Genomic DNA, 21,633 nt, shown 5'->3' with positions numbered 1-21,633 from the left:
CGGTCTTCGAAGAAGGTGCCGCTGGCGCTGCCATGCCGGAAAACCATCCGCTCATGGCCGGGGCCCTCCACCGGACGCCGGCCCACCCGGGGCGCTATGTGCCTCCGCGGACGCAGTGCCGGACTGCATCCAGTCCCGCACTCTGCGCAAAGCGTCTTCCCGTTCGGCCACGCTCAGGCGCTTGGCGGGCGTTCCCCGGGCCTGCGGCCGGCTGCGGAACAACTGGAGGGCGGCGGCTGCCAGCAGCAGCGCCACCATGCACCCGGCCACCACGCGCAGGTCACTCCACCAGGGCGCATCCGGCGATCGCGCGGCACCAGGGTCGGCGTCCGTCACGACCTCTTCACGAACGTCGGTGGTCTGGCCACCGGCATCCCCGGCGACGGGGCCGCGCGCGGTTGCCCCGGGCCCCGGGTCGGCAGACGGCAGCAATCCGGACAACGACTGCACCACGACCAGATCGCCCCGTTCCGTGTTGGCCCCCACCGCTGCCGCGAGCAGCCGGCGCAGCTTGTCTTCCTGGGCGCCATCGAGCGCCTGGCGGACCACGGCCACTACCTGGATGCGGCGCACGGCCCCGGCTTGGCTCACCACCTGCTCCACCCGGCGGCCCACCTGGTAGTCCACCTCGCGTTGCGTGCTCGCCCCACCGGCTGCTCCGGAGCGCGCAGCATCCAGGGGCGCCTGCCCGCCGTCGCGTACCGACTCGCGCTCCTTCACGATGACGCCGCGGCTGTCAGAGCTGCGTGACGGCGCGGGAATCACGTCTTCGGTGGTGATGCGTACCTGGTCCATGTTGAGCGTTACGTCCACGCTGGCCATGGCCTGTCCTGGGCCGAACATGCGATCCAGCACGGTGGCGGCCTTGCGGGCAAGTTGGGCTTCGGTGTCTTTCTTCAACTCGAGCCTGCCGGAGCCCCCGGCCACGGCACCTTCCACCGCGTCGTCGGCGGGCCGGCTGAGCGCCATGCCCTGCCGGTCGACCACCGTCACGTCCTGTGCCGTCATCCCGGGAGTCGCCGCGGCGACGAGGCGCTGGATGCCGCTGACCTGCTCCGGCCGCAGGGTACGGCCTTCCTTCAACGTCAGGGTGATGGCGGCCTTGGGCCGGGCATTGGCCTGCTTGAACAGCCCCTGCTCCGGCAGGGCCAGATGCACACGCACATCGCGGATCTCGGCCAGCGACAGGATGGTGCGGGTCAGCTCGCCCTGCAGCGCGCGCTGGTAGTTGATCTTCTGGGCGAACTCGGTCATGCCGAAGTCGGTGTTGTTGAACAGCTCGAAGCCCACCGCTCCGTGCAGCGGCATGTCCTTGCCCATCAGCTTGATACGCGTGGCATGCACCTGCGGCCGGTCCACGAGGATCGATCCGTTCGCCTCTTCGAATCGATAGGGAATCTTGAGCTTGTCGAGTTCGGCGCTCATGGCCGCCGCGTCCTGCGGCTTCAGGTCCGAGAAAAGAACCTGGTAGTCCGGTCGCATCAGCCACCACGCCAGGGCGGCAGTCAGCACAACGATGGCGATGGCGCCGGCTATCAGCCCGGCGCGCGCGGAGCGGCCCAGGCCCTCCCAGAATGCGGTCATGGTGCAGTGTTCCCGATACGTTGCTCTACATGCTCAGCGGCAATCCAAAGGTTCACAGCTGCATCCTCATCACGTCCTGGTAGGCCTCGAGCAGGCGCCCACGCACCTGCATCATGAGTTGGAAGGAAAGCCGGCTTTCCTCCAGGCGGATCATCACCTGGTGCAGGTTCTGTACATCGCCCACGGCCAGGCGCTGCAGGTCCGTCTGGCTGGTGAGCAGTTGGCCGTTCACGCGCTCGAGGCCCTGCGCAACCATGTCGGAAAACCCGGTGCCCGGAGCTGCGCCTGCCTGCGCTCCAACAGAGCCGGCGCCCATCCCGGTGATGGCCGGCGGCCGGGGCTCCGCAATGGCAGGCAACGTGGATGCCGCTATGGCGGCCAGGGCGTCCGGGCTCACGCGTTGCCTCCGATCTCGAGCGCCTTCAGGGCCATGTTGCGGGACGTGTTCATGGCCGCCACGTTGGCTTCGTAGGCGCGCATCGCACCCATCATGGTCACCATCTCGGTGGCGGCATCCACGCCGGCGTAGGCGACGAAGCCGCGCGTGTCTGCCATCGGGTGGCCGGGTTCATAGACCATGCGCGGCCCTTGCAGCACTGGCTCGACCGCCGCGGCGGGAACGGCGGCCAGGCCCTGGGCCACCGTGTCGCCGAACGACGGGCGCGCCACCACCCGCAGCGGCTGGTAGGTCTTGCCATCGGGGCCGGCGACGGTATTGGCATTGGCGAGGTTGAGCGATGCGACCTCGACGCGCGTGCGCTCGAGCGTCATGCCGCTGGCGCTGATGGCGAAGGCTTGGGAGTAGTCCATGGACGAATGCCTCGAAGATGGGATGGGGCGGATGGAAGTCAGCGTTTGCCGTCGGAGACGGCGGTGGACAGGATCGCCATGTGGCGCGAAAGCCCCTTGAGCAGGGCCTGGTAATGGACGGCGTTCTGCGCCATGCGCGCGACTTCCGAGTCCAGCTGCACCCGCACGGGAAGACCGTCGGTCCCGACGACAGGTTGCATTCGCACGCCCTCCTCCGCCATCGAGGCCACCTGCCGCGCGTCCAGAGAGCGACCCTGTGCCAGTTGCGCCCGTGCGGAATCCATCTGCGCGGAAAAGCCCACGTCGACGGGCGTGTAGCCGTCCGTTCCGGCGTTCGCGATGTTGCGGGCGATGGCCTGGTGCCGCAGCGACGCCGCATCCAGCGCCAGGGAAAGGCTGGCCTGGGTGATCGCTTCGATGCCTTCGGTCATGGGAGTGGTCTTTCCTTGCGTTACTGGATGAGGAGTTCCGCGTGCAGCGCGCCCGCCGCCTTCACCGCCCGCAGAATGGAGATGATGTCGCGCGTAGGCGTCTTCAGCCGCGCGAGCGTCTGCACGAGGTCGGCCACGGTGGTGCTGCCGGTCACGAAGCCAGGGCCATTGCGTTCTTCGACGTCGACGCGCGTGTTGGTGACCAGCGCCGTGCGCACGCCATCGCCTGCCTCGCCGATGAAGTACGGCTGCGACGCCGCGGTCTCGTTGCGCACCGAGAGCTTGAGATCGCCGTGCGAAATCGCCACCTTGGAGATACGCACGTCGCCGCCCGACACCACGGTGCCGGTACGCTCGTTCACCACCACCTTGGCACGGCGATCCGGCTCCACCGTGATGGACTCCAGCCCGGCGACGAAGGCAACGAGCTGCCTGCGCTGCGCTTCCGGCACGAGCAGTTCGATGCCCGAGGCGTCACGCGCCTGGGCCAGGCCTGCGCCGTAGCGCCGGTTGATGGCCTCCGCGACACGGTTGGCCGTCGTGTAGTCGGGCTCGTTCAGTACGAACGTCATCTGGTGGTTCTCGGAAACCATTTGCGCGGACACGCCGACTTCCACGGTCGCTCCGCCCGGGACCGAACCCACGGTGGGATGGTTCTTCTGGACCACGTTGCCGTTCGCGTCATAGCGGTAGCCTCCGACCGACAACGGCCCCTGGGCCAGTGCGTAGATCCGGCCATTGGCCGCCTTGAGGCCGGTGAGCACCAGGCTCCCGCCTACCAGGCTGCGCGCATCGCCGACCGAATTGACCGTCACGTCGAGGGTGTCCCCCTCGCGGGAGAACGGCGACAGCGTGGCGCTCACCATCACCACGGCGACGTTGCGGCTCTGGATCTGGTCCGGGCCGATGTTGAGATTGAATTGCGACATGGCGTTGGACAACGCCTGCCGCGTTCCGCGGTTGGAAGGAGAGTCCCCGGTCCCCGCGAGCCCGGTGACGATGCCCGTGCCCACCAGCGCGTTCTCGCGCCAGCCCTGCAGCTTGCCCAGGTCTTTCACCCGCACGGCCTCCGCGCTCGCCAGCGTGCCCGTACAGGCCATTGCCGCCAGCAGCCAGCCGCGCAGCGCAGCGCCCGCCCATGCCTTGATCCGTCGTTGCATGTCAGAGCCCCATCATGTCGAGCAGGTTGCGCCACCAGGGGCGGCGGTTGCGTTCGGCGATGTCGCCTTCGCCCACGTAGCTGATCCGTGCATCGGCGAGACGCGTCGAAAGCACCACGTTGCCATCCGAAATGTCGAACGGGCGCACCCGGCCTTCGAGCGTCACTTTCTGCGGCTCCTGGTTCACGGTGAGCAGCTGCTCGCCTGCCACGCGCAGGTCGCCGTTGGACAGCACTTCCTGCACGGACACGGTCAGCGTCGCCAACACGCGGTTGGTGCGCTGCGTACGCCCGCCGCCATCGAACGAGCCACTGACGCCGATACCCGTCTGTCCGACGGTGCCGCTGCGGTGCGACAACTCCGCCGACAGGCCGTTGCTCCGGCGGGTACCGGTGTCGGCGCTGGTGGTGGCACTCGAGTTCTCGAACACCTGCACCGTCAGGACGTCGCCCACGCGGAATGCCCGGTTGTCCGCCGTGAGAGGCCGGTAGGTCTGCTCCTGGTAGAGGCTTTCCGCGTGCGAAGTGCCCAAGGCCCCCCACGCCGCGCAGAAGCAGACCGCGAAGGCCGCGGCGCGCACCGGCGCGTGCCGGAGTCGGTCACATGCCTGCATCGTCGCCTTCCTCGTCATGGCTGCAGCTCCAGTTGACCCGGCGCGATGATCTTCGCCATCAGCGCCTCCGCCGCGTTCTGCGGCCGGACGCGCACGGTCTGGCCGATCTGTCCGTCCTGCAGTGACTGGGCCCGGCTTTCGAGCGACAGCCCGCCGCTCGTGGCCGTCACCCGGACCCACTGGCCGCGTGCAACCGCGAGCGCGGGGCCGACGCGGTCGGCAGTCAGGACTTCACCGGCGGCCATCCTCTTGCGGACGTGCAGGGGCGCACCCGCATCCATCTGCGTGCCCCAGGCCGCGGGCACCGCTGCGGCCGGGAGGCGGGCCAGGTCCACCTCGCGCCAGGCGACGTTCTCCTCTGGCACCTCGCTGCCGGCAGCCAGTTCTTCGCGCGCGACGGCGGCCATTGCGAACAGCGACATCTCGAAGCGCACCGGAATGGCACGCACGTGGCGCTCTCCCGCGAACACATCCACCCAGACCAACATGCGCGGGCCGGGAACCAGTGCCTCCAGCGGGCGTATGCGCAACTGGATGCCTGCTGCAGGGACCTGCAGCATCGGGGGCACACCCACCGCCTGCAGTTCAATGCGCGGCTGCACGAGCCCCTTCTGCCGCGCGATGGCCTCCAGGTGGGACTTGAGGGCTTCGCGCGCCTGCGCGGCCACGGTTTCACCGGCGATCTCCCGCATGGCCGCGCGCACGGAAGTCGACTCCACGCCCTCCCACTGGATCTGCTCGTCTCGCAAGCCCATGCGGCTGCGCAGCCAGCCCCGCAGGCGGGCGCCTTCCAGCGCCACCGGCTCTCCCAACCGCGGTGCCTGCCCCAGGGGAACGGCCATCGCCCGGCGGAGTGTGTCGATATCGGGGCTGCTGAGCAGAGCAATGTCGCCCAGGCGGACGTCAGCCCGGTCCACCTGCACCTCGGGACGAAGCGCCACGCGCAACACGGGCTGCGCGATGCCGCCGTCCTGTCCGACGAGCGGCAACGCCCAGGCATGCCCGGCCCACGCCATGGCGCAGCACCCCGCGAGCAGCGCGCGACCCGTATGGAAGCGGCTCACCGGCGCAACCCGTTCACGAGGCCGAGAATCTCGTCCGCGGCCTGCACGATCTTGGCGTTGGCCTCGTAAGTGCGCTGTGCCACCATCAGGTTCACCATCTCGTCGACCATCTTCACGTTGGAGCCTTCGAGATACCCTTGCGCGATGCGGCCCGCGCCCTCTTCGCCGGCACGCACCGGTTGCGCCTCCCCGGATGCGCTGCTGCTGCGATACACGTTGTCGCCCTGCGCCAACAGGCCCTGCGGGCTCGCGAACCGCACGAGTTCGATGCGTCCCAGGTCGAGCGCGTTCGGCTGGTTCGCCACGCGTGCCTGGACGCGGCCGTCCGGCTGCACGACGAGCGACTGGACATCGTCCGGGACCTGGATGGCCGGCTTCAGCGGCAGGCCCGAAAGCGTGGCCAGCTGACCGTCGCGGTTGACCTTCCAGGTGCCTCCCCGGGTGTATGCGGACGATCCGTCCGGCATCAGCAGCTCGAAGAATCCATCGCCCTGCACGGTGATGTCGAGAGGTGCGTCGGTTTTCTTGATGTCGCCCATGTCGAAGAGTTTCGACACACCGGCGATCCCGACGCCGGTCCCCAGGCGCAGCGTAGGTTGCAGCAGGCCTGCGCCCGGGTCGCCCATCGCAGCAGAGCGGGCAGGATCACGGGCCACGAGATCGGAGAAGCTCACGCGTGCCCGCTTGTACCCGGCGGTGTTCACGTTCGCAAGGTTGTTGGCGATCGTCTCGACGTTGAGCTGCTGCGCCTGCATTCCGGTGGCGCCGATGTACAAAGCATCGAACATGGGAGAAGGGTTCCTTCGAAAAATTCAAGGGCGGTGCATGACGGCACTGGTGCCGGCGCACGGAAGAAGATCAGGACAGTTCCCCGAGCTTGCGGATCGCCTGCCCGGTCATTTCGTCATAGCCGAGCGCCACCTTCTGCATCGATTCGAAGTGCCGCATCGTCTGCACCAGGTGCACCATCTCCTGCATGGAGCTGACATTGGAGTTCTCCAGATAGCCCTGGCGCACCTGCACTTCGGCATCCGGCACCTGCGACACCGTCCCTTCGGCGCGCAGGAGGCCGTCGCCCGCATGTGCCATGCGTGCAGCGCCATCCGGCTGGACGATCCTGAGCTGGGCCAGCGGAACGACCGCGCCCGGCCCGGAAGCCCCCTCCGCGGGCAGGAAGCTGCCTGCGGCATCGATGCGCGGCTGCGCGGTGCCGGGATAGATCTCGCCGCCCCTGCCCATGACGGGGTGACCCAGCGCGGTCACGAGCCGGCCCTGGCCGTCCAGGCGGAAATCGCCCTGGCGCGTGTAGGCGGGCCCTTGGGGTGTCGCCACCTCGAAGAATCCCGGGCCGGCGATGGCCACGTCGAATGCCTGGCCGGTGGAACGCAGGCTGCCGGGGCGCGTGTCCGTCTGGACCAGCAGGCTGGTGAGCGGGGCTCGGAACGGCCCGCCACCATCGGCCACAGCGCGCGGCCCCGCGTCCACCAGCGATGCGAACGACGCCACCGGGCGCGCTGCGGCGACCTCACGCTGGTAGCCCGGCGTCAGGGCATTGGCCAAATTCGTGCCGATGCGGTCGAGCCGCTGCATGTCGTTCTGCATCGACTGCAATGCGAGGGCGAGTACTTCTTGCATGGTTCAGGGAACAACGTGAAATGAATGGAAGACTGGAGCTGGTCAGAGACTCACCACGGCATACGACTTGAGTTCGATGGCGTGCGGCACCTCCGCCATCGAGAGCACCCGCAGGTGGGGCATCATCCGTTCCGACAGCGCACGCACATGGCGCCGCAGCTCGGGCGCGCACAGCAGCACGGGGAGCAGGTTGCTCTTCATCATCCGTTCGGTCTGCTGCATGAGCTTCACCATGATCTGCTCGGCCAGCCGGGGCTCCAGGACGAACGAAGCGGCAGGTGCAGCGCCCTCTCCGGCACCCGCTCCGGCCTGTGCCGCCTGGATGCTCTGCAGCAACTGGCTTTCGATGGAGGGATCGAGCGTGATCACGTGGAGCGCGCTCCCTTCGCCCGCGAGCCCCTGGCAAATCGCATGGCCCAGACGCAGGCGGACGACCTCCGTGAGATGCACCGCGTCCTTCGACTGTCGCCCGGCGTCCGCCAGGGTTTCGAGGATCGCGTCGATGTGCCGTATCGACACCTTCTCGCGCAGCAGGTTCTGCAGCACCTTCTGGACGTCGCTCACCGACAGCACCGTGGGAATCAGCTCTTCCACCAGGCTGGGCTGCTGCTGGCGCACGCGCTGCAGCAGCCGGTCCGCCTCGGCGCGCGTGAGCAGCGTGGCCGACTCCCGCCGCAGCACTTCCGTCAGGTGCGTCATGAATACCGTCGGCGCATCCACCAACGTGTACTTGCCGGCCACCGCCGCCGCACGCTGCTGCTCGTCGATCCAGAGCGCCGGCAGTCCGTAGGTGGGGTCGCGCGTGGCTTCGCCCGGCACACCGTCCATCTTGCCGGCAGGGTGGATGGCGAGCACCTTGTCGGTGCGCACTTCGCCCCGCCCGCAGACCACTCCGTCCAGGTGGATTTCGTAGCGGTCGGCCCCGAGTCGCACGGCGTCCTTGAAGCGCACGCGCGGCAGCACCAGGCCCAGATCCTGCGCATGCTGCTTGCGGAAAGCGACGATGCGCTCCATGAGGACGCTGCCGGGCTGGTTCACCATGCCCGCCCACTGGCTGCCCACGTGCACCTCGATCGGCTCCACCTGCAGCGAGGCATAGGGGTCGTCATCGGATCTGGAGCCATCCGCCGGGCCGTCGGCGTCCGCGGCTCCATCGCCGTTGGACGGGGCCACGCCGGCAGCCTCCTGCGCGCGCGCACTGCGGTAGACCACCCAGGCGATGGCCGCGACCGCCGTGATCAGCATGAGCGTGGGCACCGCCGGAATACCCGGCAGGAACAACAGGCCGGTGAGCGCAGCGCCCACGAGGAGCAGGGTTTTGGGGAACGAGGTGATCTGCCGGAGCACTTCCTGGCTCAGGTTGCCGTCCGAAGCCGAGCGCGTCACGATGATCCCGGTACCCACCGCGATGATCAGCGCCGGTACCTGCGTCACGATGCCGTCGCCGATCGTCAGCAGGGAATAGGTGCGCAGCGCCTGGTCCCAGGGCATCTTGTGCTGCATGACGCCGATCACCAGCCCGCCCACGATGTTGATCAGCAGGATCACGATGCCGGCGATGGCATCCCCCTTCACGAACTTGCTGGCCCCATCCATCGCGCCGTAGAAGCCCGCCTCCTTCTCGATGTTCTTGCGGCGGCGCTGCGCTTCGGCCTGGTCGATGAAGCCCATGTTCAGGTCGGCATCGATGCTCATCTGCTGCCCGGGCATGCTGTCGAGCGTGAAGCGCGCGGCCACCTCGGAGATCCGCTGCGCCCCGTTCGTCACGACCACGTACTGCACGACGATGAGAATCAGGAAAACGATGAGGCCGATCACATAGTTGCCTCCCACCACGTAGGCTCCGATGGCGCCGATCACGCGGCCTGCGTCGCCATCCGACAGGATCAGGCGTGTGGCCGCCACGTTCAGGGAAAGGCGGAACAGCGTGGCGATGAGCAGCAGCGACGGGAAGGTGGAGAACTCCACCGGGCGGGCCATGTAGAAGGTCAGCAGCAGGATCAGGAATGCGAAGCTGAAGTTCGTGAGGATGAGGAAGTCCAGCAGCGGGCTGGGGATCGGCGCGAACAGCACCACCAGCACGCCCAGCACCAGCAACACCATGGCGATGTCGCTGTGCCGCCCGAAGAAGCGCTCCAGGGCCTTCATGCCGCCCCCCCGCCGGAGATGCCGGCGCGGCGTTCACGCATGGCGAACACCCAGACGATGATGCGGGCGACGTCTGCGAACAGCCGCGGCGGCACGTAATGCTCGACGTCCAGTTCCTTGAACAGCCGGCGTGCCAGAGCCGGGCTGCGCACTACGGGAATGTGATGGCGTGCGGCGATCTGGCGCATGGCCGCCGCAAGGTGCCCCGCGCCTTTCGCCACCACCTGCGGTGAATCCATCTCGCCATGCACGTACCGCAACGCGACCGCCAGGTGGGTGGGATTGGTGAGGACGACGTCCGCGCTGCGCGTCTGGCGCAGCGACTGGCTGCGCTTGCGGGCCTCCCGGCGCAGGTCGCGCATGCGGGCCCGCACGCGCGGGTCGCCCTCGCGCTGCTTGTGCTCGTCCTTGACCTCGCGCTGGCTCATGCGCATCTTCTTGGCGAATTCGCGCCGGGTGAACATCCAGTCCAGCGCGGCGATGATCGACAGCAGCAGCGCCATTCGGAAGCCCAGGGACCCCAGGTCAGCGACCAGCAGGTGCAAATAGCTGCGCGGCGACTGGCTGGCAAGCGCATAGAACTGCGTCGAAAGATCTTGCAGTGCGTAATAGGCCATACCGGAAAGCAGGACCAGCTTGGCGCAGGCCCGGGCGGTGTCGAACAGGGACCGCATCGACAGGATGCGCTTGAAGCCGTTGGCAGGGTTCAGCCTGCTGAAATCCGCGGTCACGGGATCGAAGGAGAAGATCGGCCCGGTCTGCAGTACGTTCCCCAGCACGGCCGCGAGCACCAGCGCCACGAAGAACGGTGCCAGCCACAGCAGCGTGTCCTGCAGCAGCCTGCATACCAAAGGCCACAGCTCCGCGCCATGCGTATCGACGGCAGCGCCATGCAGCAGGACCATGCGGTCAAGCCGGAACTGATCCAGTGCCATGTCCACGCCCTGGCCGCTCAGGTAGGCCACGGCCACCACCAGCACGACGGCGGAAACGACGTCCGCGCTTTTCGATGCCTGCCCCTTCTCGCGTGCCTTCTGCAGCTTGTAGGGGGTGGCCGTTTCGTTCCGGTCGAGATCCTGCTCTGACATGGTGTTTTACCGCGCGCCCGTCATCGGCGGCAGCGCAGTTGGCCCGCGTTCGGCCTGCAGGAAGATGGCCTCCCACGTGCCGTAGATACCGCCATAGATGCGATGCATCGTGCTACCCATGCCCGCGAACCACAGCGCCAGCACGGCCAGACCGACCATGATTTTCACTGGGATGCCGAGCACCAACATGTTGATCTGCGGCAGGTTGCGCGAGATCAGGCCGAGCGCGAACTCCACCAGCAGGATGCAGAACACCACCGGCGCGGCCAACGCAAAGCCCAGCAGGAACAACCCGCTCGCCTGCTTGAACACGGGTGCTGCAGCGTCCTGCACCTGCCACGCCATGCCCGGAGGGAACACTTCGAAGCTGTAGGCGAGTGCACGCAGCAGCAGGTGATGCCCGTCCGCCGCCATGAATCCGATCACGGCGATGTAATTGAAAGCCGACACCAGCAGCGGTGACGTGCGATTGCCGACCGGGTCGAACACCTGCGCCAGGCCGAAACCGATCTGGACATCGAGCAGATTGCCCGCCAGCGAAAACGCAGCGAAGGCCAACAGGACGCCGAGTGCCATCGTGGCGCCCAGGGCCAGTTCCACGAACGCCATCTGCAGCAGCATGCCTGCGCCGGCGGGCTGCGGCGGTGCCGACGGCGCCAGCGCCAGGCCCAGCACCGCGGACAATGCCATGACCACCACCAGACGCACGCGGTTGGGCACGGGCATGGCGTAGAGCACTGGCGTCATCGCCAGGACGACCGCGATGCGGAGCGACGGCAGCACGACCGGCGTCCACAGGCCCAGCGCACCGGGATTACCGAGCACCTGCAGTGCCGGGAAAGAAGGAATGGCCATGCCGTGATCGCTCAGAACATTCCAGGAATGCCCGACCAGAGCTGTGTCGCGAACTGGCCCAGCTTTTTGAGCATCCACGGGCCGAAGAAGATCATCACCCCGCCCGCGACCACGAGCTTGGGCACGAAGGTCAGCGACATTTCCTGAACCTGCGTCACGACCTGCAGGATGCCGATCACCAAGCCCACAAACAGGGTCAGCCCCAGTATGGGCATGCAGATGAGCAGGCCGGTCCAGAACAGGTCGGCCATCATTCGTAACGCTAGATCACCCGTCATCAACGGCTCCCCCCAACCCTTCCACCTTCCGACACGCGAAATACCCCTGGAAAGTTACAAATTATTTGAAAAATTATACGAAAGCAGACTATTTCTTACACGGCTGTTTACGCGATTCGCCTAAATAAAACGCCCCACTTGACGGCGATTGCGTAGTTCGACTCCTACAACCCGACATGAGCCTGGACTGACAGGCCATTCCACCTGGTGTGTAGACGATGAGGTCCGGCTCAACCTCGCGCGGAGCATGCAGGGCTCCACAGTTCGGACCTGCAGCGCTTGCTGGGGGCGAGCGCTGCATGTTCCCGGTTCCGCCGTTCAAAGGACCCCGCCATGACCCCCCACTTCCAAGACCTGCAGGCAAAGGCGATCGCCTGGTGCAAGGATTTCGAGCAGTACAAGGACGAGTGCATCGTCTTCGCACAGCGGCTGCGCGTGGAGTTCATCGACCACCTCGGCGCGCGGTCGGGCGATGTCGAGTTCCATGCGCTGGACGAGCGGCTGGAGCGCATTGCCGACGAGCGCTCGTCCCTGTGGCCCCGGCTGCAGGTGGGCGATGACGGCTTCTTCTATTTCGGCCTCACGCTGTTCTTCCGGGCGGATGCGCACTGCCTTGACGAGCACGTCCGCGTGGGCGTCCAGAAATCACGCACCCACTGGCGCGTGCGCTGGAACCAGAAGGAATCGACGTATTCCACGACAGGCTCCAACAGCGCGTTCTTCGACAAGGTGACGGCCATCACGCTGGAGAAATTCTCGACGCCGTTCCGGCGCATGAAGGGCCAGCTCGGCTTCGTGCCGATGCTGCAGAGCGATCACCACGTCGTCGCCTCCGCACCGCCCGGCCCGGTGGCGACCGCGGGCGATGCCGATGCGCCGCCCGAGGTCGGCGCCAGCAACGCGGGGGGTTGAGAAGGCCGGGTGTTTCGTTGCAACTGGTGCGGGGATGCCTGCACTGACCGTCGTGGGCCGCCGCGCCCGTCCTACAGGTTGGCCGCCGCGCGCCGCCTTACCGTCGATGGCATGCCGACCGGGCCGATGCAGTAGCCCGGAACTGAGGCAGCGGGTCCGCCCCCTGCCTTGCCCGTCCCCTGGAACCCGCCCACCATGGCCCGACGCTCCCCCCCCGCCACCACGACCTCTCCCGCCGCGCTGGCCGAGTACGCCCGCAAGCGCGATTTCCGCAGCACCCCTGAACCCGGTGCCGGCGCAGGCGATGCGCCGCCCGCGGGCGCCCTGCGCTTCGTGGTGCAGAAGCACTGGGCGAGCCGGCTGCATTACGACTTCCGGCTGGAGCTGGACGGCACGATGAAGAGCTGGGCCGTGCCCAAGGGCCCGAGCTTCGATCCGGCGGACAAGCGCATGGCCGTGCAGGTGGAGGACCACCCCATCGCCTACAACCGCTTCGAGGGACAGATCCCGGCGAAGCAGTACGGCGCGGGCCGGGTCATCATCTGGGACAAGGGCTGGTGGGTGCCGCTCGGCGACCCGGCCGAGGCCTGGCGCACCGGCAAGATGAAGTTCGAACTGCACGGCCACAAGCTGCAGGGCCGCTGGACGCTGGTGCGCATGCACGGCCGGGGCAACGAGAAGCAGCCGCCCTGGCTGCTGATCAAAGAGCGCGACGGCCTGGAGCGCGCGGCCGTGGAGTACAGCGTGGTCGAGGAGGCACCGGACAGCGTGGGTACATTGCCGGACCTGCCGCCCCCGGCAGAGGAGGCCGCGCCTTCCCCTTCGCCCTCTTCCCCTTCGCCCTCTTCCACTCCGGCGCCTCAGCGTTCACATGCGGCGTCGACAGGCCGCCGGGCCCGGAGTTCCCAAGAGCCAGCCACTGCGTCCACACCGGCCTCTGCACGCGGCGCGGCGAAACGGTCGCGCAAATCCGGAGCCGAGGCAGACAAGGCACTGCCGGAAACCCTCTCCCCGCAACTCGCCACGCTGGTGGACGGCCCGCCCCCGGACCTGGAGGAATGGAGGTTCGAGCTGAAGTTCGACGGCTACCGCATCCTCGCCCGCCGGGATGGCGGCGCGGTGCAGCTCATCACGCGCAACGGCAACGACTGGACGCACCGCATGCCGCGCCTGGCCCGCGCGGTGGCGGCGCTGCCGATCGAGTCCGGCTGGATCGACGGCGAGATCGTCGTGCTCGACCGGCACGGCATCCCCGAGTTCCAGGCGCTGCAGAACGCTTTCGAAAGCAGCCGCAGCGTGCGCGCCCGCCTGCACCCGGGCGCGGTGGCGGAGGAAGACGGCGACACGGGCGGGCTCGTCTTCTACGTGTTCGACCTGCCTTTCTTCAATGGGCATGACCTGCGCGACCTGCCGTTGCACGAACGCCGCAGGGCGCTGCGTGCCATCGTCGCGGAAAGTGGCGGAGACACGGTGCGCTTCAGCGAGGATTTCGACGCCGAGCCCGACCAGCTCGTCGCGTCGGCCTGCCAGCTGGGTTTCGAGGGCGTGATCGGCAAGCGATCGAACGCACGCTATGTGTCCGGCCGATCGGCCGAATGGATCAAGCTCAAGTGCGGCCAGCGGCAGGAGTTCGTGATCGGCGGCTATACCGATCCGCAGGGCGCGCGCAAGGGGATCGGCTCATTGCTGCTGGGCGTGCACGGCGACGACGGGCAGTTGCACTACGTGGGCAACGTGGGCTCGGGGTTCAGCGAGCGCACCCTCGCGACGCTGCACGCGCAGCTCAAGGCGCTGGCCAGCCAGCGCAGCCCGTTCGCGGAAGGCACGCAGGTGGGCCGCAAGGCGCACTGGGTGGCGCCGCGGCTGCTGGCCGAAGTGGCCTTCGCCGGATGGACCCAAGGGCGCCATGTGCGGCAGGCGGTGTTCCGCGGGCTGCGGGAAGACAAGCCCGCCGAGGAGATCGTGCGGGAAACGCCTGCGGATGCCGATGCCCTCCCCGCCGAGGCGGCAGCGAAGGAGACCATGGCACCACGCACCTCCCGCACTTCCGCAGGCGGCAAAACCGCAGGCACGTCGCCACGCCTGCGCGTGACCAACCCGGAACGCGTGATCGACGCACAGAGCGGGCTCACCAAGGTAGACCTCGTGCGCTATTACGCGCTGGTCGCGCCGCTCATGATGGAGCATCTGCGGCAGCGGCCCGTGTCGGTCGTGCGCGCGCCGGAGGGCGTGGGGCATGAACTTTTCTTCCAGCGCCACCAGGAGTTCGGCACGGTGGAGGGCATCCGCGAACTCGATCCGTCCCTCTACCCGGACCATGCCGCGCTGATGGAGGTGGCCTCGGCCGAGGGGCTGCCCGGCTCCGCGCAGATGAACGCGATCGAGTTCCACACCTGGAACGCGCGCAGCGACCGCATCGACCGGCCCGACCGGATGACGTTCGACCTCGACCCGGGTGAAGGCGTGCCGTGGGAGAAGATACTGGAAGGCACGGCGCTGATGCGCGTCATGCTCACGGAATTGGGCCTGCCGTCGTTCCTGAAGACCAGCGGCGGCAAGGGCCTGCATGTGGTGGTGCCCATCAAGCGACTGCACGGCTGGGACACGGTGAAGGGATTCTCGCAGGCCGTGGTGCAGCACATGTCGCGCACGATTCCCCAACTGTTCGTCGCGAAGAGCGGCCCGCGCAACCGCGTGGGCAAGATCTTCGTGGACTACCTGCGCAACGGCTTCGGCGCCACCACGGTGAGCGCCTGGTCGGCCCGCGCGCGCCCGGGCCTGGGCATCTCGGTGCCGCTGGCCTGGAAGGAGCTGGAGACGCTGGAGGGCAGCACGCAGTGGACGGTCGCCACGGTGGGAGATCGCCTGCGCACCGGCAACGCCCCATGGGAGGGCTATGCCGCCGCGGCCGTGTCGATCACCCAGGGCATGCGGCGGCTGGAGTACGCGCCGCCGAAGGAATGAACCGGGGCGGTGCGCCGGTCAGGCGCAGCCCGCCCCGCCCGCCGAGCCCGCGTGCAGGTCGTGCGCCTCGGTGGACGCCACGCGGCGGCCGTTCATGCCGAGCTTGGCGAGCAACTGCACGTCGGCCTCGACGTCCGGGTTGCCGGTGACCAGCAGCTTGTCGCCGTAGAAGATCGAATTGGCGCCTGCCAGGAAGCACAGCGCCTGCACGGCCTCGCCCATCTGCTGCCGCCCCGCCGAGAGCCGCACGCGCGCCTTCGGCATGGTGATGCGGGCGACCGCGATGACGCGCACGAAATCGAACGGGTCCACCGGCTCGCTGTCGGCCAGCGGCGTGCCGGGCACGCGCACGAGGCTGTTGATCGGCACCGACTCGGGGTACGGATCGAGGTTGGCGAGCTGGGCGATGAGGCCCGCGCGGTGCACCGGCGCCTCGCCCATGCCGACGATGCCGCCGCAGCACACGCTGATGCCGGCCTGGCGGACGTGGCGCAGCGTGTCCAGCCGGTCCTGGTAGGCGCGCGTGCTCACCACGTCGGTGTAGTACTCGGGCGCGGTATCCAGGTTGTGGTTGTAGTAGTCGAGGCCCGCGCCTTTCAGCGCCTGCGCCTGGTGCGGCTCCAGCATGCCCAGCGTGGCGCAGGTCTGCATGCCCAGCCCCTTCACGGCAGCGATCAGCTCGCCCACCTTCTCGATGTCGCGGTCCTTCGGCGCACGCCAGGCGGCGCCCATGCAGAAACGCGTGGCGCCGGCATCGCGCGCGGCGCGGGCGGCGGTGGTCACTTCCTCCACGCTCATCAGTTTCTGCGCCTTCACGCCCGTGTCGAATTCGGCGGATTGCGGGCAGTAGCCGCAGTTCTCGGGGCAACCGCCGGTCTTCACCGACAGCAGCGTGGCGAGTTCGACGTCGCCCGCGGGCCAGTGCTGGCGGTGCACGGTCTGTGCGCGCCACAGCAGCTCCATGAAGGGCAGATCGAGCAGTTCCTGCACCGCGTCCACGCTCCAGGCGCCGGCAGCGGGCGCCGGGGTGCGCGCGGGCCGGTGCAGTTGGACGGGGGCGGCGGGGGCTTCGGTGAGCAAGGAGTCGGAGGTTGTCATCGTCTTGGCGTGTGGTCACCGCAGAGCGGCTCGGCCGGATTCTGGAAGAGAACACCGCGGCTTGCCAAGCCTCCGGCGCAAAATACCGGGTTTGCCATGAGGCGTTGCAACTCCGCGCAAATATCGCGCAACGATGGACGAGGATGCGCGCAAAAATCCACCGTTGACAGCACGTTGAAAAAACCACGGGGTGCCTGGATGGCATCGCGCGCGATCAGGCGCGCATCTGCCAGTAAACCACCTGGTTCTGATCCGCTGCGCGCCTGGAGTTGGACGCAGTTGTGCCCACCACTGCGGCATCAGGCAGCCAGCAGGCCGCGCAGTTTGCGCACGGCACTGTCCACCGTCGTCAGCACGGACAGGCCTGAGGCCTGGGCGCACGCATCCCGCGCACGCGCCATGCTGAACTGCGCAAGGGCGATGCGGGTGCACCCGCGCGCCGCGAGCTTGGCAGCCTGCCGGGCGATGAGGGCGTCGTGCGTTTCGCCATCCCCGGCGTCGAGCGCCGCGAGCGCGCCTTCCGCCAATGCGGTCTCCAGCGCCACGCCCGCAGGGAATTCCGCCGGCATGGAGCGCAGAGTGGGCTCGAAGGTGGCGATTAGGCCCAGCGGCCCCTCGCTGCCAGCGGCCTCGTCGATCATCGCCTCGTTGGGCTTGAGCACCGGCAGCGCCGCATGCTCCGCCGCCACCGCTTCGATGCACGGCCCGAAGGCCGAGCAGGTGAACAGGATGCCGTGCGCGCCTGTGCCCACGGCATAGCGCGCCAGCCGTGCGAAGCGCGCGTGCATGGCGCCGTCCAGCACGCCGCCGCCGGCCGCGAGATCGGCCGAGAGGCTGTCGTCCAGCAGGTTCATGCGCGTGGCCTCCGGCCAGTCGCGCGCGAACGCGTCGTTGATGGGAGCGACCGAATGGGCCAGGGCGTGGATCAGGGCGATGCGGGTCATGTCAATCACGGACCTTGTCAGCCCAGTGCCGCGATGACGTCCGCCGGCGCCTGCACCAGCTCGATCAGCACGCCCTCGCCCGCGATCGGGAACTCGTCGTTGCTCTTGGGATGCAGGAAGGTGATGTCGTGGCCAGCCGCGCCCTTGCGGATGCCGCCCGGCGCGAAGCGCACGCCCTTCGCCGTGAGCCATTCCACGGCGCGCGGCAGATCGTCGATCCACAGGCCGATGTGGTTGAGCGGCGTGGCGTGCACGGCGGGCTTCTTCTCGATGTCGAGTGGTTGCATGATGTCCACCTCCACCGCATGGGCGCCCTGCCCCATCGCGAGGATGTCCTCGTCGACGTTCTCGCGCTCGCTGCGGAAGGTGCCCGTCTGGGCGAGGCCCAGCATGTCCACCCACAGCCGCTTCATGCGCGCCTTGTCGGTGCCGCCGATGGCCACTTGCTGGATGCCGAGGACTTTGAAGGGACGCTGTTCGGGGGTCATGGTGAAAGGCTCCTGAAAAGAAATGGGTTGAAATGGATGCGGCCCGTGCGCCTGCGTCACAGCTCGCGCAGCGCCCAGCTGCTGGCCAGCGCGAAATACTCGCGCAGCCAGGCGTTGTAGCGCGTGGTGATCGGCGTCGGCGCGCCGACGGGCACCACGGCGGCCAGGCCCTGCCGCCGGGCAATATGCACCGCGCGCAGCAGGTGGAAATCGCTGGTCACCACGGCCGTGGGAGCGTCCGCCGGCACGCCGCGCGCCTGCAGCAGCGGCCGGCTGAGCGCGAGGTTCAACTCGGTGCTGGTGCTCTGCGCTTCCAGCACCAGCCGGTCCGGCGCGATGCCGTGGCGCTCCCGCAGGTAGCGGGCCATGATGGCCGCCTCGCTCTCGGTCTCGCCCAGATCGACGCCGCCGCACACGGCGATCCAAGCGGACGGCTGCAGGCGCGCCAGTTCCGCGGCCGTGTCCAGCCGCGCCGCCAGCGCCGGCCGCGGTTGCCCGTCCAGCGTGCCGCTGCCCAGCACCACGATCGCCCGCACGGGCGGCACCTCGGCCGGCGCAAGCCCCAGGCCGCGCAGGTGGCCCCAGAACCAGAACACCGAGGCCAGCCACAGCGCGAGCAGCACCCATCCCAGGCGCCACAGGCGCTCGCGGCCTGTCCGCTCCCGCCGCCAGCCGGCCACCTGCCGCCACCGCACCGCCAGGAACAGGAATGCCGCCCCCAGCATGGCAGGCAGCACCACGCCGAGGTTCAGGTGGCGCTGCGCCATGAGCAAGAGGCCATCCCCCAGCAGCAGCAGGCCCGCCACCGTCAGCACGGTGCGCACCCCGCGCGAGCGCCCCGCGCCGGCGGCGGAGGCGAGCGCGACGGGCTTCACTGGAATTCGAGGATGACGTCGTCCACCGCCAGCGAGGCGCCGCGGGTGGCCGCGATCTTGCCGACCACGCCGTCCTGCGCCGCGAAGAGGATGTTCTCCATCTTCATCGCCTCGATCACCGCGAGCTTCTCGCCGGCCTGCACCTTCTGGCCTTCCTGCACGGCCACGTCGACCAGCAGGCCCGGCATCGGCGAGAGCAGGAACTTGCTCATGTCGGGCGGTGCCTTGAAAGGCATCAGCCGGTGCAGGCGGGCGCCCAGCGGCGAGAGCACCAGCGCCTCGATCTGCGTGCCGTTGTGGGCGATGCGCAGCGCCAGCGGGTTCTTGCCTGCGCCCCGCTCCACCTGGGCGGTGAAGCCGATGCCGTTGCACTGGCCCTGCACGCGGATCTGGCCGAGCGTGGCGGCGCTGCTGATCTGGTAGTCGCGCCCTTCCACGTGCACCAGGCTGGAGCCCGAGGCATCCTGGAAGTCGGTGACTGACACGGCATGGTGCGCGTGCCGGCCTTCGGCATGCAGCGCCACCACGACGAACTGCTCGCCCACTTTCACCTCATGGCCCGCCAGCTGGCCGCTGATGCCGCTGGCCCGCGCGCGGTAGCGGCGGTGCATGTAGGCGGCGAGCGCCACGAGGAAGAGCGGATCTTCGTGCGGCACGTCTTCGGAATGGAAGCCCTGCGCATAGTGCTCGGCGATGAAGCCGGTGTTGAACGCACCGGATACGAAATCCGGGTGCGCGAGCAGCGCTGCCTGGAACGGGATGTTGCTGCTGATGCCGCGGATCACGAAGCCGTTGAGCGCCGCGCGCATCTTGTGGATCGCGTCCTCGCGGTCGGTGCCGTGCACGATCAGCTTGGCGATCATCGAGTCGTAGTACATCGGGATCTCGCCGCCCTCGTACACGCCCGTGTCCACGCGCACGCCGAGCTTTTTCTCGGTGTCGGCCTGGAACATGCTCTCTTCCGGCGGCTGGAAGCGCACCAGCCGGCCCGTGGAAGGCAGGAAGTTGCGGAACGGGTCTTCCGCGTTGATGCGGCACTCGATCGCCCAGCCGTCGCGGCGCACGTCGGCCTGCGTGATGGGTAGCGCCTCGCCGGCGGCCACGCGGATCATCAGCTCCACCAGGTCCAGGCCGGTGATGCACTCCGTCACCGGATGCTCCACCTGCAGGCGCGTGTTCATCTCCAGGAAGTAGAAATCCTGGTCCTTGCCCACCACGAACTCCACCGTGCCGGCACTCTGGTACTTCACCGCTTTGGCGAGCGCCACGGCCTGCTCGCCCATGGCCTTGCGGGTCGCGTCGCTGATGAAGGGCGATGGCGCCTCCTCGATCACCTTCTGGTGGCGGCGCTGGATGGAGCATTCGCGCTCGTTCAGGTAGATCACGTTGCCCTGGCTGTCGCCGAGCACCTGGATCTCGATGTGCCGCGGCTGCTGCACGAACTTCTCGATGAAGATGCGGTCGTCGCCGAAGGAATTGCGCGCCTCGTTCTGGCAGGCGGTGAAGCCCTCCAGCGCCTCCTTGTCGTTGTAGGCCACGCGCAGCCCCTTGCCGCCGCCGCCGGCCGAGGCCTTGATCATCACCGGGTAGCCGATGTCGCGCGCGATCTCCACCGCCCGTTCGGCCGACTCGATGGCATCGTTCCAGCCCGGGATGGTGTTGACCTTCGCCTCGTTCGCGAGCTTCTTGGAGGCGATCTTGTCGCCCATGGCCGCGATCGAATGCGCCTTCGGGCCGATGAAGGCGATGCCCTCCTGCTCGCAGCGCTGGGCGAACGCTTCGTTCTCCGAGAGGAAGCCGTAGCCGGGGTGGATCGCCTGCGCGCCGGTCTGTTTCGCGGCCGCGATGATCCGGTCGGCCAGCAGGTACGACTCGCGCGAGGGCGCCGCGCCGATGCGCACGGCCTCGTCGGCCAGCTTCACGTGGCGGGCTTCCTTGTCGGCATCGGAATACACGGCCACGGTGGCGATGCCCATGCGGCGGGCGGTGGCGATCACGCGGCAGGCGATTTCGCCGCGGTTGGCGATGAGGATTTTGGTGAACATGGTGCCTCGGATAAGGGGGTTGGGCGCGGGCGTGGATGAGGGGCCGGGCAGGCGGTCAGGAGGTGCGGTCGATGGCCGGACTCATGTCCTCCATCCAGAGCACGTTGTCCGAATACGACTGCAGATCGGGCGACAGGCTGGTCGCGGAGCCCGACACCCACACTTCCTTGTGCAGTTCGGACTTCACGTACGAGATCGCGTCCTCGAAATCCCCGTCGCCCGCGGAGAGGATCAGCCGGTCGTAGACGTTCTGCGCCGCCAGCTTGATGATGAGCGTGGCGATGCCCACGTCCACGCCCTTCTGCACCCACCGGTCGAAAGAATGGCCGCAGGCCGTGCAGTTCATGTGCATCTTCTTGAGCTTGTAGAGCTGCACGCGGAACTTCGGCCCGTGGGGCGGCGCGGTCTTGATCCACGAATGGAACGCGTTCTGCGCGTCCGTGGCGGGGTCGCTCACGGAGTTCAGGTAGTAGCTCTCGCGGATCGGCCCGCCGTTCAGCCGGGTGATCTCGTTCTTCAGCTTGAGGTAATCGAAGGGCCTGCTCTTGCCGTAGTTGAAGAGGTAGGCGCCATCGACGATCCAGACGGTCTTCATCGTGTTTTCGAGGGGTTCTTCCGAGGGGCCCTGCATGGCGTCGCGG

Annotated in this window: 21 protein-coding genes; 2 read left to right on the top strand and 19 right to left on the bottom strand. The window is 68.1% G+C overall.

Annotated features, from left to right (window positions below; translation table 11 throughout):
• Window positions 1-51: 51 nt before the first annotated feature.
• The 13 genes from fliF to Q9R47_RS12765 form a co-directional block, all read right to left on the bottom strand.
• A complete protein-coding gene (gene fliF, locus Q9R47_RS12825; protein WP_311233581.1) occupies window positions 52-1,584 on the bottom strand; it encodes a flagellar basal-body MS-ring/collar protein FliF in 1,533 nt (510 codons plus the stop codon).
• 52 nt (window positions 1,585-1,636) lie between these two features.
• Window positions 1,637-1,900, bottom strand: a complete 264-nt coding sequence (fliE, locus tag Q9R47_RS12820) for a flagellar hook-basal body complex protein FliE (protein WP_311233602.1) — start codon at window positions 1,898-1,900, stop codon at window positions 1,637-1,639.
• 77 nt (window positions 1,901-1,977) lie between these two features.
• The gene (flgC, locus tag Q9R47_RS12815) at window positions 1,978-2,394 is read right to left on the bottom strand and encodes a flagellar basal body rod protein FlgC (RefSeq protein WP_311233580.1); all 417 of its coding nucleotides are present in this window, start codon (window positions 2,392-2,394) and stop codon (window positions 1,978-1,980) included.
• 38 nt (window positions 2,395-2,432) lie between these two features.
• Window positions 2,433-2,825, bottom strand: a complete 393-nt coding sequence (locus Q9R47_RS12810; RefSeq protein ID WP_311233579.1) for a flagellar basal body protein — start codon at window positions 2,823-2,825, stop codon at window positions 2,433-2,435.
• A gap of 20 nt (window positions 2,826-2,845) precedes the next feature.
• Window positions 2,846-3,985 carry a flagellar basal body P-ring protein FlgI gene (locus tag Q9R47_RS12805; RefSeq protein ID WP_311233578.1) on the bottom strand — a complete coding sequence of 380 codons (1,140 nt, stop codon included), beginning with the start codon at window positions 3,983-3,985 and terminating at the stop codon, window positions 2,846-2,848.
• A gap of 1 nt (window position 3,986) precedes the next feature.
• Window positions 3,987-4,517 (bottom strand): flagellar basal body L-ring protein FlgH, encoded by a 531-nt coding sequence (locus Q9R47_RS12800; protein WP_311233577.1) that lies wholly within the window; start codon window positions 4,515-4,517, stop codon window positions 3,987-3,989.
• Window positions 4,518-4,612: 95 nt separating this feature from the next.
• Window positions 4,613-5,614, bottom strand: a complete 1,002-nt coding sequence (gene flgA / locus Q9R47_RS12795; RefSeq protein WP_311233576.1) for a flagellar basal body P-ring formation chaperone FlgA — start codon at window positions 5,612-5,614, stop codon at window positions 4,613-4,615.
• Between the two features lie 44 nt (window positions 5,615-5,658).
• Window positions 5,659-6,450 carry a flagellar basal-body rod protein FlgG gene (gene flgG / locus Q9R47_RS12790; protein ID WP_311233575.1) on the bottom strand — a complete coding sequence of 264 codons (792 nt, stop codon included), beginning with the start codon at window positions 6,448-6,450 and terminating at the stop codon, window positions 5,659-5,661.
• Between the two features lie 70 nt (window positions 6,451-6,520).
• The gene (locus tag Q9R47_RS12785) at window positions 6,521-7,297 is read right to left on the bottom strand and encodes a flagellar hook-basal body protein (RefSeq protein WP_311233574.1); all 777 of its coding nucleotides are present in this window, start codon (window positions 7,295-7,297) and stop codon (window positions 6,521-6,523) included.
• Between the two features lie 42 nt (window positions 7,298-7,339).
• Window positions 7,340-9,445, bottom strand: coding sequence for a flagellar biosynthesis protein FlhA (gene flhA / locus Q9R47_RS12780; RefSeq protein ID WP_311233573.1), 2,106 nt, complete (start codon window positions 9,443-9,445; stop codon window positions 7,340-7,342).
• On the bottom strand, window positions 9,442-10,533 hold the full coding sequence (locus Q9R47_RS12775; RefSeq protein WP_311233572.1) for an EscU/YscU/HrcU family type III secretion system export apparatus switch protein: 1,092 nt from the start codon (window positions 10,531-10,533) through the stop codon (window positions 9,442-9,444). Before Q9R47_RS12775 ends, flhA begins: the two co-directional genes overlap by 4 nt.
• 6 nt (window positions 10,534-10,539) lie before the next feature.
• Entirely contained in the window at window positions 10,540-11,466 is a 927-nt protein-coding gene (locus Q9R47_RS12770; RefSeq protein WP_311233571.1) for a flagellar biosynthetic protein FliR, read from the bottom strand.
• Window positions 11,400-11,639, bottom strand: a complete 240-nt coding sequence (locus Q9R47_RS12765) for a flagellar biosynthetic protein FliQ (RefSeq protein WP_311233570.1) — start codon at window positions 11,637-11,639, stop codon at window positions 11,400-11,402. The genes Q9R47_RS12770 and Q9R47_RS12765 overlap by 67 nt, the downstream gene beginning before the upstream one ends.
• A gap of 360 nt (window positions 11,640-11,999) precedes the next feature.
• Between Q9R47_RS12765 and Q9R47_RS12760 the strand changes: the two genes are divergently transcribed.
• Window positions 12,000-12,578 (top strand): hypothetical protein, encoded by a 579-nt coding sequence (locus Q9R47_RS12760; protein WP_311233569.1) that lies wholly within the window; start codon window positions 12,000-12,002, stop codon window positions 12,576-12,578.
• 195 nt (window positions 12,579-12,773) lie between these two features.
• Window positions 12,774-15,542 (top strand): DNA ligase D, encoded by a 2,769-nt coding sequence (ligD, locus tag Q9R47_RS12755; protein ID WP_311233568.1) that lies wholly within the window; start codon window positions 12,774-12,776, stop codon window positions 15,540-15,542.
• An 18-nt stretch (window positions 15,543-15,560) separates the two neighbouring features.
• Here ligD and bioB read toward each other — a convergent pair whose 3' ends face one another.
• The 6 genes from bioB to Q9R47_RS12725 all read right to left on the bottom strand — a co-directional run bounded on the left by bioB (window position 15,561) and on the right by Q9R47_RS12725 (window position 21,587).
• Window positions 15,561-16,640: a biotin synthase BioB gene (bioB, locus tag Q9R47_RS12750; RefSeq protein ID WP_311233567.1), complete on the bottom strand. Its 1,080-nt coding sequence runs from the start codon at window positions 16,638-16,640 to the stop codon at window positions 15,561-15,563.
• Window positions 16,641-16,939: 299 nt separating this feature from the next.
• Complete coding sequence (locus Q9R47_RS12745; protein ID WP_311233566.1) at window positions 16,940-17,584, bottom strand: aspartate/glutamate racemase family protein; 645 nt, start codon at window positions 17,582-17,584, stop codon at window positions 16,940-16,942.
• A 17-nt stretch (window positions 17,585-17,601) separates the two neighbouring features.
• A complete protein-coding gene (locus Q9R47_RS12740) occupies window positions 17,602-18,072 on the bottom strand; it encodes a VOC family protein (protein WP_311233565.1) in 471 nt (156 codons plus the stop codon).
• A gap of 56 nt (window positions 18,073-18,128) precedes the next feature.
• Window positions 18,129-18,839 (bottom strand): YdcF family protein, encoded by a 711-nt coding sequence (locus Q9R47_RS12735; RefSeq protein WP_404977139.1) that lies wholly within the window; start codon window positions 18,837-18,839, stop codon window positions 18,129-18,131.
• A 104-nt stretch (window positions 18,840-18,943) separates the two neighbouring features.
• Window positions 18,944-20,992, bottom strand: a complete 2,049-nt coding sequence (locus Q9R47_RS12730) for an acetyl/propionyl/methylcrotonyl-CoA carboxylase subunit alpha (RefSeq protein WP_311233563.1) — start codon at window positions 20,990-20,992, stop codon at window positions 18,944-18,946.
• 55 nt (window positions 20,993-21,047) lie between these two features.
• The gene (locus Q9R47_RS12725; RefSeq protein WP_311233562.1) at window positions 21,048-21,587 is read right to left on the bottom strand and encodes an NYN domain-containing protein; all 540 of its coding nucleotides are present in this window, start codon (window positions 21,585-21,587) and stop codon (window positions 21,048-21,050) included.
• Window positions 21,588-21,633: the final 46 nt, after the last annotated feature.

The sequence above is a fragment of the Acidovorax sp. PRC11 genome (assembly GCF_031844105.1).
GTDB lineage: Bacteria > Pseudomonadota > Gammaproteobacteria > Burkholderiales > Burkholderiaceae_C > Paracidovorax.
The sequence above is the reverse complement of the archived record's forward strand: the minus strand, read 5'-3'. Positions and strand labels throughout refer to the sequence as shown.